The sequence below is a fragment of the Luteitalea sp. genome, assembly GCF_022842525.1.
Taxonomy (GTDB): domain Bacteria; phylum Acidobacteriota; class Vicinamibacteria; order Vicinamibacterales; family Vicinamibacteraceae; genus Luteitalea.
Genome location: NZ_JALHPM010000001.1, coordinates 81,028 through 97,888 on the forward strand (window position 1 = coordinate 81,028; position 16,861 = coordinate 97,888).

Consider the following 16,861-nt stretch of genomic DNA (forward strand, 5'->3'; position numbering starts at 1 on the left):
AGATGACCCGGTGCCTGCCGGCTCGGCGAGCCGGCCCTCCCATCCCCGCCGCCGTTCCGGCGGGCGGCTGGGCCGTGTCGCCTACCCGATGCGCGTCACGCCGCCCATGTAGGGCACCAGCACCTCGGGGATGCGGATGCTGCCATCCGCCTCCTGGTAGTTCTCCATGATCGCGATCAGCGTGCGGCCGACCGCGAGGCCGGATCCGTTCAGCGTGTGCGCATGCGTCAGCTTGCCGCCGCCCGCGGGGCGGTACCGGATGCCGGCCCGGCGCGCCTGGAAGGCCTCCGTGTTGCTGCAGGACGAGATCTCGCGATAGGAGCCCTGGGCCGGGAGCCACACCTCGATGTCGTACGTCTTGGCCGAGGCGAACCCCATGTCCCCGGTGCACAGCAGCATCGTCCGGTGCGGCAGCTCGAGGAGTTGCAGCACCTTCTCGGCGCAGGCGGTCAGGCGCTCGAGTTCGTCGAACGACTGGTCGGGGGCCGCGAACGTCATCAGCTCCACCTTGGCGAACTGATGCTGTCGGATGAGGCCGCGGACGTCGGCGCCGTAGCTGCCCGCCTCGCTCCGGAAGCAGGGCGTATACGCGGTGTAGCGGCGCGGCAGGTCGGCGGCCTCGAGCGTTTCCTCGCGGTGCAGGTTGGTCAGCGGCACCTCGGCCGTGGGGATCAGGAACAGGTCCCACTCCCCCGCGATCTTGAACAGGTCCTGTTCGAACTTCGGCAGGTTGCCCGTGCCTTCGAGCGCGGTGTGGTTGACCAGGTACGGCGGCTCCACCTCGGTGTAGCCGTGTTCGCGGGTGTGGAGGTCGAGCATGAAGCTGATGAGGGCGCGGGACAGGCGGGCGCCCTCCTTCATCAGCACGGCGAACCTGGCGCCGGACATGCGCGCGGCGCGTTCGAAGTCGATGATGCCGAGCGCCGGGCCGAGGTCCCAGTGCGCCCTGGGCTCGAACGTGAACGTGCGTGGCGTGCCCCATCGCCTGACCTCGACGTTGTCGTCCGCGCTGCGCCCCTCGGGCACGCTGGCGTGCGGTGTATTGGGCAGCGCCATCAAGAGCGGGGTACGCTCGTCCTCCAACTCGGCGAGCTGGGCATCGAGCGCCTTGATTTCGTCGGCCCGCTGCTTGCTCTCCGCCAGCAGCGCGGTGGCGTCCTCGCCGGCCCGCTTCGCCCTGGCGACCTGCTCGCCGAGGCGATTGCGATCCGCCTTGAGCCCTTCGACGCGTGGCAGCAGATCGCGCCGCAGGCGGTCGAGGTCCTGCAGGCGGTCGAGCACGGCGTCGGCGCCGGGACCTCGCGTCTGGAGGCGGCGGCGGGTCTCGTCGAAGGCATCCCTCAGTTGGGCGGTGTCGAGCATGCTGGCGCTCATTGTACGGATTCCGCGCGACCACGGGCACGCGTGGTGCCGCGGCATCGTGGCTGGAAGGCCCTGTGCTACCGTGCAGGCGCGCTCCTGCGCGGGAAAGGGCTCTGCGTGACACTCAGCGTCAGAACAGCCGTGTTTCCGGCGGCAGGCCTTGGCACCCGGTTCCTGCCGGCCACCAAGACGATGCCGAAGGAGATGCTGCCGCTCGTCGACAAACCGATCATCCAGTACGCCGTGGAAGAGGCCGTGGCGGCCGGCATCGACCAGATCGTCATGGTCACCGCGCGCGGCAAGACGGCGATGATCGACCACTTCGACATCGACGTCGAGCTCGAGACCTTCCTCGAGGAGCGCGGCAAGCTCGATCAGCTCGCGGCCGTCCGGCACGTGTCGTCGCTGGCCCGGATCGGCGCCGTGCGGCAGGGCCCGCCCCTCGGTCTGGGTCACGCCGTCTGCATCACCCGCGACCTCGTCGGCGACCAGCCCTTCGCCGTGGTGCTGGCCGACGACGTCATCGATGCCGACCCGCCGGCGATTCGCCAGCTCATCGACGTCTTCGATCGGGTGCAGGGCCCGGTGGTCGCCGTCGAGCGGGTGCCGCTGGATCAGATCAGCCGGTATGGCGTCGTCCGCGCCGAGCCGCTCGGCGATGGCGTCCATCGCATCACCGACCTGGTCGAGAAGCCGTCGCGCGATCAGGCGCCGTCCGACCTCGCGATCATGGGTCGCTACGTCCTCACGCCCGACATCTTCGCGGTACTGGCCGGCGTGCGCGAGGACCGCACCGGCGAGATCCAGCTCACCAGCGGACTGCGGGAACTGCTCCGCCAACGTCCCCTCTATGCGTACGAGGTGCGTGGCACCCGGCACGACACGGGCACGATGCTGGGCTTCCTGAAGGCGTCGATGTACTTCGCGATGCAGCGCGGCGAACTGCGGGAGCCGCTCGGCGCATATCTGCGGACGCTGCTCGGCGAGGATCCGGCGCGATACCGCTGACGAGGCGCGGCAGGTTGGACCGCCGCGCCTGTCGACCTACGACGAGGGGGTCGTCGTCTTGGTGGCCGTGTCCGCCTTGGCGCCACCGTCACCCGAGCTGCTGCTCCCGCTGGCCGAGTCGCCCGACTTCTCGCTCTTGTCGCCGGAGCCCTCGCTCTTGCTCGATCCGGCCGCCGTGCCGCTCTTCTTGGCGTAGTCGGTGATGTACCAGCCCGACCCCTTGAACTGGATCGCTGGTGACGAGAACAGCTTGTGCACCGAGCCCTGGCACTTGGGGCACTCGGTGATGGGGCTGTCGGAGAACTTCTGGATCACCTCGAAGCGGTGGCCGCAGTTGTCACATTCGTACTCGTAGAGTGGCATCGGGTCTGACTCTCACACGTGGATCGCGTTGACAGGGATGGCTCGACTCAGGCCAGGACGACGCCGTCGTTGGCCTCGCCGAGCATCTGCTGGCGGAGGACGTTGAACGGCAGCAGGCCCTGCCCGAGGAAATCGTCGTGGAAGCGACGCAGGTCGAACCCGGCGCCCTGGTGGGCCTCGACGTCCTTGCGCAGCTTGAGCAGCATCAGCTTGCCCAGGGCGTAGATCACGTAGCCCGGGTCGAACGCGCCACGCTCGGCCTCGCGGCGGGCACTGCCCTCTTCGAGCATCGCCTCCTCGCGGAAGAACCGCACGCCCTGCTCGACCGACAGGTCCTCGGCATGCAGGCGCAGGCCGACGACGAGCCGGCAGAGACGGACCAGCGTCTCGGCCAGTTGCCCGAGTTCGATGACCGGATCCTTCTTCGCGAAGCCCTGCTCCACCACGACGTGCTCGGCGTAGTGGGCCCATCCCTCGAGCACCGACACCGGGGCCACGACCATGGCCTTGCGCCACGGGGAGGCGACCTTGCGCAGGTGCTCGAAGTGGAGGAAGTGCCCGGGCAGCGCCTCGTGCATCGAGATCGACCAGAGCACGGCGTCGTTCATGTCGCGCAGGTGCTCGTCCTGACGCTCCTGCGGCCAGTTCTGATCGACGTCGGTGATGTAGTAGAACGAGCGCTGCGGGCGCGCCTCGAGGGGGCCGGGCGCCCAGAGGCTGGCAAACGTCCAGCGATAGAACGGCGGCGTCGGCGCGATCACGAGCGCGTCGGCGTCCGGGACGGTGACGATGCCGGAGTCGCGCAGGAAGGTGTACAGCGAGGCGCACTGCTCGCGAACCCGCGTGACCAGGCCCCCGGGCTCGACGTGCGTGGCCTTCACCTTCGCCCACACCTGATCGGCCGCGCCCTTGCCCACCTTGCCGGCCACTGCGGCGAACCGCTCGCGCGTCGCCGAGAGTTCGCGCTCGGCGATGCGGAGCAGCGCGTCGGTGTCGAGCGTCACGCCGTCCTCGAGCTTCAGCTTCTGCTCGATCTTGTCCTTGCCGATGCGGAAGGTGGCCTTGGCCCGCGGCGCCTGCTCCTCCTCGAGGTCGCGCACATAGCGCTCGATCGCGTCCCGCGCCATCGTCGTCGCATCGTCCAGATCGGCGAGGAGGGAGAGGTCGTCGACCTCGCGCAGGGCGCGGGGCAGATCGCGGTTCAGGAAGCTGACCACGCCGCGCAGGGTCTCGGCCGCGGTCTTGATGAAGATGCCGGCCGGTTCCCGGACGTTGGTGCGGGCGGCGTCGAGGACGCCCGTGACCTGGCGCAGCTTGGAGAGCAGGCGACGCGCCCGTTCGGGTGCCGGGGCATAGGTGAAGATGGCCTGCGCGGCCAGGCTGGTGGCGATCGTGTCGGCGTAGAGCTGCGGGTCGCGTTCCCAGGTGCGGATGACCTCGAGCTCGTGCAGACGCGCCTGGGCATTGGCCATCAGCGCCGAGTGATCGGCGCGGTCGGCGGCCGGGATGGCGTCCGACGACATCGAGGCCAGACGACGGGCGAAGCCGTTCAGGTCGCGGATCTGACGATCGATCGCGGCCCGGCTGAAGTCCTCGAGCAGGTCGTCGTGGACGTGCACGCCGTCGAAGGTGGCCGCAGTCGGTTGCACCTCGTGGCGCCAGGCCAGGTAGTCAGCCGCAAAGTGCGGAAGTGTCTCAGCAGATCGCATGCGCTCGCACGGACAGGGTGGTTGGCCGAAGGGCCGGCGCGGCCCAATCTCCCAATGTACAATACCTTCCGTGTTCCCCCGGCCGGCGCCTGGACGTTTGTACGTCGTGGCGACCCCCATCGGCAACCTGGAGGACATCACGGTGCGCGCGCTGCGGGTCCTGCGCGAGGTGCGCGTGATTGCCGCCGAGGATACGCGTCGGACGTCCCGCCTGCTCGCGCACGCCGGAATCGAGACGCCCATGGTGAGCCTCCACGCCCACAACGAGGTGGCTCGCCTGCCAGCCCTGCTGGAGCGCCTCAGAGCCGGCGAGCCCGTCGCGCTCGTGACCGACGCAGGCACGCCCCTCCTGTCCGACCCCGGTGATCATCTGATTCGTGCGGCCCTGGACGAGGGCATCGCCGTGGAGCCGGTGCCCGGCGCCAGCGCGGTGCTGGCGGCCCTGACGATGAGCGGTGTGCCGTCGAGCCAGTTCACGTTTTTAGGGTTTCCGCCTGTAAAGATGGGGCCGCGTCGGCGCTGGTGCGAGGAAGCCGCCGCGTACCGACATCCCGTGGTCTTCTTCGAAGCCCCCCATCGCATCCGTCAGACGCTCGAAGTCCTGCTGGAGTCGACGGGCCCGACGCGACGAGTCGCCGTCTGTCGCGAGATTACGAAGAAGCACGAGGAACTGATCCGAGGGCCGCTCGCCGAGGTGGTCGCCCACGGGGCGGTCGTGGACCCCGTGGGCGAGTTCACGTGTGTCATCGAGGTGCCTGATGTCGCTGACGCGACCGTTCAGGTCGGAGAAACTGACCTGGTCAGTGAATTCGACCGAATAACCGAAAATGGCACCTTCGAACGGCGAGCGGCGATGAGCGAAGTGGCCAGACGGTTCCACGTGCGCACCCGGGATGTGTTCGACGCCCTCGAACGACGCAAGCAGAGCGCGGAGCCGTCGTGACCGAGGCCCCTTCGCTGCACGTCGTCATCCTGGCCGGGGGTCGAGGCCTCCGGATGGGCACGCGCACCCCCAAGGTGCTGCTGCCCCTGGCGGGTCGCCCCCTCCTCGAGTGGGTCTTCCGCTCGGTCGCCTCCCTGGCACCAGATCGAACGAGCGCGATTCTAGGTTATTCGGCAAATTCTGTCACGACCCTCATCGGCGGCCGTGATGTTCGCGTGCTGACCAAGGCGCCGCTCCTCGGCCCGGTCCATGCCCTGACCGCCCTCGCCGAAGACCCGGACTTCGCCAGCCAGGACGATGGGACGGTGCTGGTGTTCCCGGCGGACGTCCCCATGCTCGGGGCCGAGACGCTGAGGGCGCTGCTGGCCCACCGCGCCCAGGCGACGTCCGTCCTCACGGTCGTGGCCGCCGTTGCCGACCGGCCGTACGGCCTGATGCGGGTGCTGCGCAGCGACGGCGGGGACGTGGTCGGCCTCATCTCCGAGAAGGAGGCCTCCAAGCCCCAGCGCGCCATCCGGGAGTGCACGAGCGGGGTCTTCGCCTGCACGCCCGCCGCCCTGCGTGAGGGGCTGGCGGCGTTTTCGTGGGACAACGTCGAGCGCGAGCGGTCGCTCGGCGAGTTCGTGGCCGCCCTTCGACGACTCGGCCACGAGATCGACACCATCACCGCGAAGGTGCCGCACGAGGTCCGCGGCATCAACAGCCAGACCGAACTGGCCGAGGCCAGCGCCATCATGCGACAAGCCAAGTGCGAGGAACTGATGTCTGCCGGGGTCACCATCATCGACCCGGCGACGACCTACGTCGGCCCGGATGTCGAGGTGGGCCACGACACGGTGCTGCACCCCAACGTCTACCTCGAAGGCCGCACCCGCATCGGCGCAGCCTGCGAGATTCACGCCGGCTGCCGCCTCGTCGACGCCACGCTCGAGGACCACGTCGTGGTGCTCAACTACTGCGTCATCACCGACTCGCACGTGCACGCCCAGGCCCAGCTCGGCCCGTTCGCGCACATCCGCCCGGGCAGTGTGGTCGGCGAGGATGCCCGCATCGGCAACTTCGTCGAGCTGAAGAAGACACGTCTCGGCCGCAAGTCCAAGGCGAGCCACCTGACGTATCTGGGCGACGCCACGATTGGTGAGGACGTCAACGTCGGTGCCGGTGTGATCACCTGCAACTACGACGGGACGCACAAGCACCAGACCGTCATCGGCGACGGCGCCTTCATCGGCAGTGACTCGCAGCTGGTGGCGCCGGTGACCGTCGGTCGCGGCGCGTTCGTGGCGGCCGGCTCGTCGATCACGAAGGACGTCCCGGACGAAGGCCTCGGCATCGCCCGAAGCCGCCAGGAGAACAAGGACGGCTGGGCCCGCAAACGACGCGCGGGAGAGTAGGGAAGGGATCACGCCATGTGCGGCATCATCGGATACGTCGGCCATCAGGATGTCGTCCCGGTCGTGCTCGACGGCCTCCGTCGCCTCGAGTACCGCGGCTACGACTCGGCCGGCATCGCCGTCGTCGGCCCCGACGGGATCGACGTCCGGCGCAGCGCCGGCAAGTTGTCCAACCTCGAAGCCGTCCTGCGCGACCGCCCGCTCACCGGCGCCTACGGCATCGGCCACACCCGCTGGGCCACCCACGGCCGACCGACCGAAGAGAACGCGCATCCCCACCGCGACCAGAGCGGACGCGTGGTGCTCGTCCACAACGGCATCATCGAGAACTACCTCGAGCTCAAGCGCGAGTTGCAGGGCCGCGGCATCACCTTCCGCACCGAGACCGACACCGAGGTGGTGGCGCATCTCGTGGGTCTGGAGCTGGGCGACGACGGCCTGCATGCCGCGGTGACGCGAGCCCTGACGCGTCTGCGCGGGCTGTTTGCGCTCGTGGTCGTCTCCTCCGCCGATCCCGGCACCATCGTCGCGGTCAGGAACGGTCCGCCGGTGGTCGTCGGGCTCGGCGACCAGGAGTACTTCGTCGCGTCAGACATTCCCGCCATCCTTGCCCACACCAGGGATGTGGTGTTTCTCGAAGATGGGCAGGTCGCCGTGCTGCGGGCCGACGGCGTGCAGTTCTTCGACGCGGCGGGGCAGTCCGTGGCGCGCCACGCGCAGCGCATCACGTGGGACCCGGTCATGGCCGAGAAGGCCGGGTACAAGCACTTCATGCTCAAGGAGATCTTCGAGCAGCCGTGGGCGATCAAGGAGACGCTGGTCGGACGGCTGTCGATGGAGCAGGGCGACGTCCATCTGCCGGAGATCAATCTCGATTCGGCGACGCTGGCCGGCCTGTCGCGCGTCGTGCTGCTCGCGTGCGGGACCTCGTGGCATGCGGCGCTGGTGGGGAAGTTCCTGATCGAGCAGTTGGCGCGCGTGCCCGTGGAGGTGGACTACGGCTCCGAGTATCGCTATCGGCAGCCGATCGCCTCGTCCTCGGATCTCGTGGTGGTGATCACGCAGTCGGGCGAGACCGCCGACACCCTGGCGGCGCTGCGCGAGGCGCGTCGGCACGGCGCTCGCAGCCTCGCCATCTGCAATGTCGTCGGCAGCATGGCCACGCGCGAGGCCGAAGGCACCATCCAGACGCATGCCGGTCCGGAGATCGGCGTGGCGTCGACCAAGGCCTTCACCACGCAGTTGGTCGCGCTCGTGCTGCTCGCGCTGCGCCTGGCACGCGCGCGCGGCGCGATGACGGCCGATCAGGTGCGTCCCGTGCTGCAGGCGCTCACCGAACTGCCGCGGCACGTCGAGCAGGTGCTGTCGTGCGCGCCGTACGTCGAGGACATCGCGCGGCGTTTCTATCAGTGCTCGGACTTCCTGTTCCTCGGCCGTGGCGTCCACTACCCGATTGCCCTCGAAGGGGCGCTCAAGCTGAAGGAGATCTCGTACATCCACGCCGAGGGCTACCCGGCCGGGGAGATGAAGCACGGGCCCATCGCGCTCATCGACGAGAAGCTGCCCGTGGTGGCCCTCGCCCCCCGCGATCACGTCTTCGAGAAGATGCTGGGCAACGTGCAGGAGGTCAAGGCACGCGGCGGGTCGGTCATCGCCATCACCGAGGAAGGCGAGCCGCACCTGTGGTCGCTGCTCGACCCGCAGCGGGATGCCAGACTCGTGCTGCCGCCCGTGCATCCGCTGATGTCTCCCATCACCATGACCGTGCCGCTGCAGTTGCTGGCGTACCACGTCGCCATTCGTCGCGGCTGCGACGTCGACCAGCCGCGCAACCTGGCGAAGAGCGTGACGGTGGAGTAGGCAGCTGGGCCTTCGGGATTGGGCCGTGGGCCGTGGGGCCGTCATGGTCGCCCAGCGCGATCCTCGAGCGCGAGCGCCAGACCCGTGAGCATGCGACCGGTCCGAGCGGCCATGGCGCGGATCTCCGTGCCTTCGACCTCCGGCCAGAGGTTGAGGTCACTGGCCAGCTCGGCTTTCGTCTCGAGTTCTGCGGCGGAACCCGCCGCAATGCGCACGTGCCGCAAGTACGCCCGCAGCGAGCCTTGCCGGAATCCTTCGGCGATGTTCGAGGGAGTCGAGACGCTCGCACGGCGCATCTGGCCGCCAAGCTCCGTGCGGTGCGGCCAGGGCATCGAGGCCGTGGCGCCGTACACCCGCCGCGCCAGATCCATCGACAACCGCCAGACCTCGAGATCGCGAAAGGAGGTGACACGCGTGGCTCCGACTCGAGCAAGTCGCGCGCCAGTGCTGGCGTGCCATCGCAGACGTATACTTTCTGAGGTCCCTGTCCGCAATGGCAGTTCCTGCGATCATGGCCAACCTGGCGCGTTGCTGAAGCGTGCACTCCCGACAACCGACTTTGCATGGCGACGAGGGCGATGTTCGCTCCTGGTGATGTTCCGAAGGCCGACGGCCGAATGACGAAGGCCGATGATTTTCTCTCCTCCCTCAACCCCGAGCAGCGCGAGGCCGTGCTGCACACCGAGGGACCGCTGCTCATCCTGGCCGGTGCGGGTTCGGGCAAGACGCGGGTCATCGCCTATCGCATCGCGTACCTGATCGGCAACGGACTCGCGCGTCCCTTCGAAGTGCTGGCGGTGACCTTCACCAACAAGGCCGCCGAGGAGATGCGCGAGCGCGTCACCAAGCTGATCGGGGCCGAGGCCAAGGACGTGTGGGTGTCGACGTTCCACTCGCTGTGCGCACGGCTGCTGCGCCGCGAGGCGCCGGCCATCGGCCTGTCGCGCGACTTCGTCATCTACGACAGCAGCGATCAGCAGAGTGCCGTCAAGCAGGTGATGCGCGACCTGCAGATCGACGACAAGATCATCCAGCCGCGTCAGGTGCTCGGGCGCATCAGCCAGGCGAAGAACCGCATGGAGGCGCCCGACAAGGTCGGCAACGGCACCTATCGCGACGAGCAGGTCGCCAAGATCTACGACGGCTACGTCAAGGCGCTCGAGCGAGCCAACGCGCTCGACTTCGACGACCTGCTGCTGAAGACCGTCGAGTTGTTCGAGCACGAGGGCGTGCGCGCCAGGTACCAGCGCCAGTTCCGCTACGTGATGATCGACGAGTACCAGGACACCAACCGGCCGCAGTACCTGCTGATCAAGCATCTGGTCGGCAAGGCGCACAACCTCGCGGTGGTCGGCGATCCCGATCAGTCGATCTACAAGTGGCGTGGCGCGGACCTGCGCAACATCCTCGACTTCGAACAGGATTTTCCCGAGGCCGCCACCGTGCGCCTCGAGCGGAACTACCGCTCGACCCAGAACATCCTCGACGCCGCGTCGGCCGTCATCGCCAACAACACGGACCGCAAGGAGAAGCGGCTGTGGACCGAGCAGGGCCGGGGCGACCTGATCACGTGCTTCCGCGGCGAGGACGAACTCGAGGAGGCGTCGTTCATCGCCCGCGAACTGCGCAAGGAGATGACGTCGCGCCGTGACGCGACCGTGGCCATCCTCTATCGACTCAACTCGCAGTCGCGCGCCCTCGAAGATCAGCTGATGCGGGACGGCACGCCCTACAAGATCATCGGCGGCGTGCGCTTCTACGAGCGCAAGGAAGTCAAGGACGCCCTGTCCTACCTGAAGCTGATCATCAACCCGCACGACGATGTGAGCTTCCGGCGGGTGGTGAACGTGCCGACGCGCGGCATCGGCAAGGGCGTGATGGATGCGCTCGAACGCGAGGACGGATCCGGCAGCGGCGGCAACGCCCCGCCGATGATGGCGGCCGGCCTGTTCGAGGTGGTCGGCTCGCAGTCACTGTGGGTGCGGGCCACTCAGTTGCTCACCTCCCGCTCGCTTCCCGGGCGGGGACACAACGCGCTCAAGCAGTTCGTCGAGCTCATCGACGCGCTGATCGTGCTGGCGCGGCAGGAACCGGTGTCGACGGTCATCGGCAAGATGCTCGACCAGTCCGGCTATCTGAAGGCGTTGCGTGAAGAGAACTCCGAAGAAGCCGAGAGTCGCATCCAGAACCTCGCCGAGTTCGTCTCGTCGGCGCGCGAGTACGAGGAGCGCGAGTCCGACGCCTCGATCGGCGGCTTCGTCGATCGCCTGTCGCTGCTCTCCGAGGCCGACGAGTCGCAGGGCGCCAGCCATGCGCGCGTGTGGCTGATGACCATGCATGCGGCCAAGGGACTGGAGTTCCCGGTGGTGGCGATCGCGGGTCTCGAGGAAGGGCTCTTCCCGCACTCGAGGGCCGGGCAGGACCAGGAGCAGATGGAGGAGGAGCGGCGCCTGTGCTACGTCGGCATGACCCGCGCCGAGTCGCGCCTGCTGCTCACCAGCGCGGCGCGGCGCCGCGTCTTCGGCGAGTACCAGTCGACCGAGCCGTCACGCTTCCTCGACGAGATCCCGAAGGAGCTGGTGCTCGAGACGCCGTCCTACACGCGCGCACGGCCGTCGTACGGCAACACGACGTATGGCGGCCGGGCCTCGTACGAAGCGCGACCCAATCCGTATGGACGGCGCACCCCGGCGCGCGAAGACGCGCCGGCGTCGACCTACAAGTACGAGGAAGAGGACCAGTCGAGCGACGGCTCGCGGCCCAAGCCTGGGCAGAAGGTCCGGCACGCGCAGTTCGGCGTCGGCACGGTGCGCGAAGTCGACGGCAAGGGTGAGGACATGAAGCTCACCGTGCACTTCGCCACCGTGGGCACCAAGAAGCTGATCGCGAAGTACGCCCGCCTGCAGCCGGTGTAGCCGGTGTAGCCGCCGGACTTCAGTCCGGCGGGGGCCGACGCCTACACCTCGTCGGGCTCGTCGTCGCTGTCGTCGGCGGTGACGTCGTCTTCGGGCTCGTCGAGCGGCTCCTCGACGGCGCCTTCGGTCTCGAGCGGAGCGACGACCTCCGACGAATCCACCGCGACCTCCGCGATGTCCAGGCGCGCCAGCGCTTCGACGCGATCACCATCGTCCAGCCGGATCAGGCGGACGCCCTGCGTGCTGCGTCCGATCGGCCGCAGTGGCGCCACGGCCATGCGGATCACCATGCCGTCCTTGGTGATGATCAGCACCTGGTTGTCGTCGGTGACGTGCGTCACGCCGACCACGGGGCCGTTGCGATCCGACGGCTGGATGTTGCGGATGCCGAGGCCGCCGCGACCGGTGATGCGGTACTCGGCAAGCGGCGTCCGCTTGCCGTAGCCGTTGGCGGTCACGGTGAGCATGGTGCCCGTCTCGCCGACCAGCTCCATGGCCACGACCTCGTCGCCGTCGCGCAGGTTGATGCCGCGCACGCCGTACGCCGTGCGTCCCATGGTGCGGACCCGCCCCTCGGGGAAGCGCAGGGCCACGCCGTTGCGCGTGCCGATGAAGACGTGCTCGGAGCCCGTCGAGAGCTGCACGGCGATGACCTCGTCGTCCTCCTCCACGCCCATGGCGATGATGCCGCCGACGCGCGGGTTCGAGTACGCCTTGAGGTCGGTCTTCTTGATCACACCCTTGCGGGTGCCCATGACGACGAAGCGCTGCCCTTCCTCGGACGGGAACTCGCGCACCGACACGACGTCGGCGACCTTCTCGCCGGCCGCCATCTGCACGAGGTTGGCAATCGACTTGCCGCGGGCGTCACGACCGGCATCGGGAATCTCGTGCACGCGCAGCCAGTAGGCCCGGCCGCGGTCCGAGTAGACGATCAGGTACGCATGCGTCGACGCCACGAACAGGTGGTGGACGTAGTCGTCGTCCGGCAGGCGCATGCCGATCGTGCCGGCGCCGCCGCGCCCCTGGAAGCGGTACTCGTCGAGCGACGTGCGCTTGATGTAGCCCTTGTGGCTCACCGTGATCGCCATGTCCTCGTCGGCGATCAGGTCGAGGATGTTGATGTCGCTCGTGTCCTCGATGATCTCGGTGCGGCGCGCGTCGCCGAAGCGGTCGCGGGCGTTCTTGAGCTCGTTGATCACGATCTCCATGACCAGGCGCTCGCTGCCGAGAATGGCGCGCAGGCGCTCGATCTCCTTCAGCAGTTCGGCGAGCTCGTCGAGGATCTTCTGACGTTCCAGGCCAGTGAGGCGCTGGAGCTGCATGTCGAGAATCGCCTGCGCCTGAATCTGCGACAGGCCGAAGTTCGACATCAGGCCCTCGCGGGCCTCGGCGGGATTCTTCGCGCTGCGAATCAGCGTGATCACCGCATCGAGGTTGTCGAGCGCGATGCGCAGACCTTCCAGGATGTGGGCCCGCGCCTCCGCCTTGCGCAGTTCGAACTCGGTGCGTCGCCGCACGACGTCGCGGCGGAACTCGACGAACCGCTCGATGAGCTCGAGCAGCGGCAACACGCGCGGCCGGCCATCGACGATGGCCAGCATGATGATGCCGAAGGACGACTGCAGCGGCGTGTGCTTGTAGAGGTTGTTGAGCACCACCTCCGGCATCTCGCCGCGCTTGAGTTCGATCACGACACGCATGCCCTGGCGGTCGGATTCGTCGCGGATGTCGGAGATGCCCTCGAGCGTCTTCTCGCGCACCAGGTCGGCGATGCGCTCGATCAGCTTCGCCTTGTTGACCTGATAGGGGATCTCGGTGATGACGATCGCCTGCCGGTCGCTGCCGCGACCGAGCGGCTCGACCTCGCTGCGTGCCCGCACGATGACGGTGCCGCGACCGGTCGCATAGGCCGAGGCGATGCCGGCCCGGCCGACCAGCACACCGCCGGTCGGGAAGTCGGGGCCCGTGATGTGCTGCGCGAGGCGCCGGCGCTTCTCGTCGCGACTGAGCGGCTGCGGACGACCCTCTTCGTCGATCGTGAACGCCTGCTCCGGATCGGCGATCGAGATGATCCCGTCGACGACCTCGGTGAGGTTGTGCGGCGGGATGTTGGTCGCCATGCCGACGGCGATGCCCGACGATCCGTTGACGAGGAGGTTCGGGATCGGCGTCGGCAGGACCGACGGTTCCGTCGTCGTCTCGTCGAAGTTGGGGACGAAGTCGACGGTGTCCTTGTCGAGGTCGGCCATCAGCGCTTCGGCGAGCGCTTCGAGGCGGGCCTCGGTGTAGCGGTAGGCGGCCGGGCGGTCGCCGTCGACGCTGCCGAAGTTGCCCTGGCCGTCGACCAGCGTGTACCGCATGTTGAAGCCCTGCGCGAGACGCACGAGGGTGTCGTACGCCGGCGCATCGCCATGCGGGTGGTAGTTGCCGATGACCTCGCCGACGATCTTGGCGCACTTGCGGTACGGCCGCGACGCCGACAGACCCATCTGCCGCATGGCGAACAGCACGCGCCGATGCGACGGCTTCAGACCGTCCCGTACGTCGGGCAGGGCACGCCCGATGATCACGCTCATCGCGTAATCCATGTACGAGCGGCGCATCTCGTCTTCGATGTTGACGGGAACGCGGTTCGAGATAGTAGTCATGGGTCTAGACGTCGAGGTTCTTCACGTCGAGCGCGTTGTCCTCGATGAACTTCCGGCGGGGCTCCACCTGGTCGCCCATCAGGGTCGAGAACATCAGGTCGGCCTCGGCCTGGTCCTCGGCCCGCACCTGCAGCAGCGTGCGCACTTCCGGCTTCATCGTGGTCTCCCACAACGTGTCCGGGTTCATCTCGCCCAGACCCTTGTACCGGTTGATGGCCACGCCCTTGCGCCCGATCTCGAGGAAGTAGGCCACCAGACCCGACAGTGACTGGACTTCCTGGTCGGCGTCCTTGCGCGCCGTGCGCCGCACGGGCTCGGCGGCCGGTTCGGCCTCGGCGGCCGCAGCGACCTCGAGGACGGCATCCTCGGTCTCCTCGTGCGTCGCGCCAACCTGGGCGATGACCATGCGTCCCTCGATGCCGGAGACGTCACGGTAACTGTTGAGGAGCGCGCGGAAGTCCGGCGTCTGGGCGAACTCGAGGCCGGCACGCGACACCCGGGGATAGCCGGCGCTGCGGTCGTCGATCTCGAACATGAACGCGTTGTGCTCTTCGTCCACCACCACCGTGACGATGCGGTCGTCGCGGTTGAGGGTCGCCGCCAGGGCCTGCATGCGGTCGCGGTCGCCGTAGAACGCGCGATCGCGGGCCGCCTCCTTCAGCAGGATGCGGACGATGTCCTGCGGCACGCCCCGGCGCTCGACGTGCCGGAGATTGCGGTCGAACGAGATCAGCTTGTGCAGCAGGGCCTCGAGCGCCTCGCCGCTGTACTCGCGATCGGGGTTGAACAGCCGCAGCACGCGCGAGTCGGTGGCGCGCTTGATCAGGTACGCCTCGAGGTCCGCCTCGTTCTTGATGAAGACTTCCTGCTTGCCGCGCTTGGCGCGGTACAGGGGCGGCTGGGCGATGTAGATGTGACCGTTGTCGATCAGCTCGCGCATCTGCCGATAGAAGAACGTCAGCAGCAGCGTCCGGATGTGGGACCCATCGACGTCGGCGTCGGTCATGATGATGACGCGGTGGTACCGCAGCTTCGAGAGATCGAAGCCGTCACGGTCGGTTTCCTCGCGCTTGCGCCCGATGCCGGTGCCGAGCGCCGCGATCATCGTCTTGATCTCGTCGCTGCTGAGCATCTTGTCGAAGCGGGCCTTCTCGACGTTGAGAATCTTGCCCTTGATCGGCAGGATGGCCTGGAAGCGGCGATCACGCCCCTGCTTGGCCGAGCCACCGGCCGAGTCACCCTCGACGATGTAGATCTCGCTCTGCGCCGGATCGCGCTCCTGGCAGTCGGCGAGCTTGCCGGGCAGCGAACTGCCGTCGAGCGCGCCCTTGCGCCGCACCAGGTCGCGCGCCTTGCGGGCCGCCTCGCGCGCGCGGGCGGCATCGGCCGCCTTGGCGACGATCGACTTGGCGACGGCGGGATTCTCCTCGAAGAACGCCCCCAGTCGCTCGTTGACGATGGCCTCGACGATGCCCTTGACCTCGGTGTTGCCGAGCTTGGTCTTGGTCTGGCCTTCGAACTGCGGGTTGGGGATCTTGACGCTGATCACCCCGGCCAGGCCCTCACGCGCATCGTCGCCGCTGATCGGCGTGTCCTTGAGGTCCTTCGGCAGGTTGGCGCTGGCGATGTACGCGTTGAGGGTACGGGTCAGCGCCGCCTTGAAGCCGGAGAGATGGAAGCCGCCCTCGTGCGTGTTGATGTTGTTGGCGAAGGTGTAGAGGCTCTCGTCGTACGAGTCGTTCCACTGCAGCGCGATCTCGACTTCGATCTCGTTGCGGACGCCGCGCATGTAGATCGGCGGGTCGTTGACGGCGCGCCTCGCCTTGTTCATGAACTGCACGTACTCGACGATGCCGCCCTTGTACTCGTAACGTACCGATTTCCCGTCGCCGCGCTCGTCCTCGAGCGTGATGACGATGCCGGCGTTGAGGAAGGCCAGCTCGCGGAGGCGGTTGTTGAGCGTGTCGAAGCTGAAGGTCGTCGCTTCGAAGACGGTGGCGTCGGGCTTGAAGTGGACCTTCGTCCCGCGCTTCTTGGTCGTCCCGGTCTCGGCCAGTGGCTGCTGCGGCACGCCGCGCGAGTACGCCTGCTGGTAGACGTGGGCGTTGCGCCAGATCTCGAGTTCGAGCAGTTCCGAGAGGGCGTTGACCACCGAGACACCGACGCCGTGCAGGCCGCCAGACACCTTGTAGGCGCTGCCTTCCTGGTTGAACTTGCCGCCGGCGTGCAGCACCGTCAGCACCACCTCGGCCGCCGACTTGCCGCTCTCGTGCATGTCGACCGGGATGCCGCGCCCGTCGTCGACCACCGTGATCGAGTCGTCGACGTGGATGGTGACGTTGACTTCCGAGCAGTGGCCCGCCAGGGCTTCGTCGACCGAGTTGTCGACCACCTCGTAGACCAGGTGGTGAAGCCCGGCCTCACCGGTCGTCCCGATGTACATGCCGGGCCGCTTGCGCACGGCCTCGAGGCCTTCGAGCACCTTGATGGATTCGGCGCCGTAGTCTTCGGCCGCCCCGGTGGCGGTGCGCATCGGGGTCTGGGACTCGGTATTCGGGGTGGTAATCGGTTCCATCGGGACTCGCAAAGGGTCGTTCACCGGGGCCTGCATGCGGCCCCGGCCACGAGCGGCGGCCTCGCCCGGGAGAGGGCGGAC

At 68.0% G+C, this 16,861-nt stretch carries 11 protein-coding genes; 5 read left to right on the plus strand and 6 right to left on the minus strand.

Going from position 1 to position 16,861, the window contains the following annotated elements; all coding sequences use genetic code 11:
• Positions 1–81 precede the first annotated feature (81 nt).
• On the minus strand, positions 82–1,362 hold the full coding sequence (gene serS / locus Q0C41_RS00375; protein ID WP_291980446.1) for a serine--tRNA ligase: 1,281 nt from the start codon (positions 1,360–1,362) through the stop codon (positions 82–84).
• 141 nt (positions 1,363–1,503) lie between these two features.
• Between serS and galU the strand changes: the two genes are divergently transcribed.
• Complete coding sequence (gene galU / locus Q0C41_RS00380) at positions 1,504–2,370, plus strand: UTP--glucose-1-phosphate uridylyltransferase GalU (RefSeq protein WP_291980447.1); 867 nt, start codon at positions 1,504–1,506, stop codon at positions 2,368–2,370.
• A gap of 36 nt (positions 2,371–2,406) precedes the next feature.
• Here galU and Q0C41_RS00385 read toward each other — a convergent pair whose 3' ends face one another.
• Both Q0C41_RS00385 and Q0C41_RS00390 read right to left on the minus strand, forming a co-directional pair.
• The gene (locus tag Q0C41_RS00385) at positions 2,407–2,733 is read right to left on the minus strand and encodes an FmdB family zinc ribbon protein (RefSeq protein ID WP_291980448.1); all 327 of its coding nucleotides are present in this window, start codon (positions 2,731–2,733) and stop codon (positions 2,407–2,409) included.
• A gap of 47 nt (positions 2,734–2,780) precedes the next feature.
• Positions 2,781–4,442 (minus strand): DUF885 domain-containing protein, encoded by a 1,662-nt coding sequence (locus tag Q0C41_RS00390; RefSeq protein WP_291980449.1) that lies wholly within the window; start codon positions 4,440–4,442, stop codon positions 2,781–2,783.
• Positions 4,443–4,548: 106 nt separating this feature from the next.
• Here Q0C41_RS00390 and rsmI point away from each other — a divergent pair, with 106 nt between their 5' ends.
• The 3 genes from rsmI to glmS are packed head-to-tail and all read left to right on the plus strand — an operon-like array spanning position 4,549 to position 8,639.
• Positions 4,549–5,385 carry a 16S rRNA (cytidine(1402)-2'-O)-methyltransferase gene (gene rsmI / locus Q0C41_RS00395; RefSeq protein ID WP_291980450.1) on the plus strand — a complete coding sequence of 279 codons (837 nt, stop codon included), beginning with the start codon at positions 4,549–4,551 and terminating at the stop codon, positions 5,383–5,385.
• Positions 5,382–6,779, plus strand: coding sequence for a bifunctional UDP-N-acetylglucosamine diphosphorylase/glucosamine-1-phosphate N-acetyltransferase GlmU (glmU, locus tag Q0C41_RS00400; RefSeq protein ID WP_291980451.1), 1,398 nt, complete (start codon positions 5,382–5,384; stop codon positions 6,777–6,779). Before rsmI ends, glmU begins: the two co-directional genes overlap by 4 nt.
• A 15-nt stretch (positions 6,780–6,794) precedes the next feature.
• Positions 6,795–8,639, plus strand: a complete 1,845-nt coding sequence (gene glmS / locus Q0C41_RS00405; protein ID WP_291980452.1) for a glutamine--fructose-6-phosphate transaminase (isomerizing) — start codon at positions 6,795–6,797, stop codon at positions 8,637–8,639.
• A gap of 41 nt (positions 8,640–8,680) precedes the next feature.
• Here the strand turns inward: glmS and Q0C41_RS00410 are convergent, their stop codons facing one another.
• Entirely contained in the window at positions 8,681–9,133 is a 453-nt protein-coding gene (locus tag Q0C41_RS00410; protein WP_291980453.1) for a four helix bundle protein, read from the minus strand.
• 123 nt (positions 9,134–9,256) lie between these two features.
• On the opposite strand from Q0C41_RS00410, the gene Q0C41_RS00415 reads away from it, so the two are divergent.
• The gene (locus Q0C41_RS00415) at positions 9,257–11,554 is read left to right on the plus strand and encodes an ATP-dependent helicase (RefSeq protein ID WP_291980454.1); all 2,298 of its coding nucleotides are present in this window, start codon (positions 9,257–9,259) and stop codon (positions 11,552–11,554) included.
• Positions 11,555–11,595: 41 nt separating this feature from the next.
• Here the strand turns inward: Q0C41_RS00415 and gyrA are convergent, their stop codons facing one another.
• Complete coding sequence (gene gyrA, locus Q0C41_RS00420; protein WP_291980455.1) at positions 11,596–14,205, minus strand: DNA gyrase subunit A; 2,610 nt, start codon at positions 14,203–14,205, stop codon at positions 11,596–11,598.
• A gap of 4 nt (positions 14,206–14,209) precedes the next feature.
• Positions 14,210–16,738: a DNA topoisomerase (ATP-hydrolyzing) subunit B gene (gene gyrB, locus Q0C41_RS00425; protein ID WP_291980456.1), complete on the minus strand. Its 2,529-nt coding sequence runs from the start codon at positions 16,736–16,738 to the stop codon at positions 14,210–14,212.
• Positions 16,739–16,861: the final 123 nt, after the last annotated feature.

Excerpts from the sequence above, each read along its gene's own strand:
- Q0C41_RS00415 (WP_291980454.1), top strand. The coding sequence starts at position 9,257 with ATGACGAAGGCCGATGATTTTCTCTCCTCCCTCAACCCCGAGCAGCGC.
- gyrA (WP_291980455.1), bottom strand. The coding sequence starts at position 14,205 with ATGACTACTATCTCGAACCGCGTTCCCGTCAACATCGAAGACGAGATG.
- serS (WP_291980446.1), bottom strand. The coding sequence starts at position 1,362 with ATGCTCGACACCGCCCAACTGAGGGATGCCTTCGACGAGACCCGCCGC.
- glmS (WP_291980452.1), top strand. The coding sequence starts at position 6,795 with ATGTGCGGCATCATCGGATACGTCGGCCATCAGGATGTCGTCCCGGTC.
- Q0C41_RS00390 (WP_291980449.1), bottom strand. The coding sequence starts at position 4,442 with ATGCGATCTGCTGAGACACTTCCGCACTTTGCGGCTGACTACCTGGCC.
- gyrB (WP_291980456.1), bottom strand. The coding sequence starts at position 16,738 with ATGCGCACCGCCACCGGGGCGGCCGAAGACTACGGCGCCGAATCCATC.
- Q0C41_RS00385 (WP_291980448.1), bottom strand. The coding sequence starts at position 2,733 with ATGCCACTCTACGAGTACGAATGTGACAACTGCGGCCACCGCTTCGAG.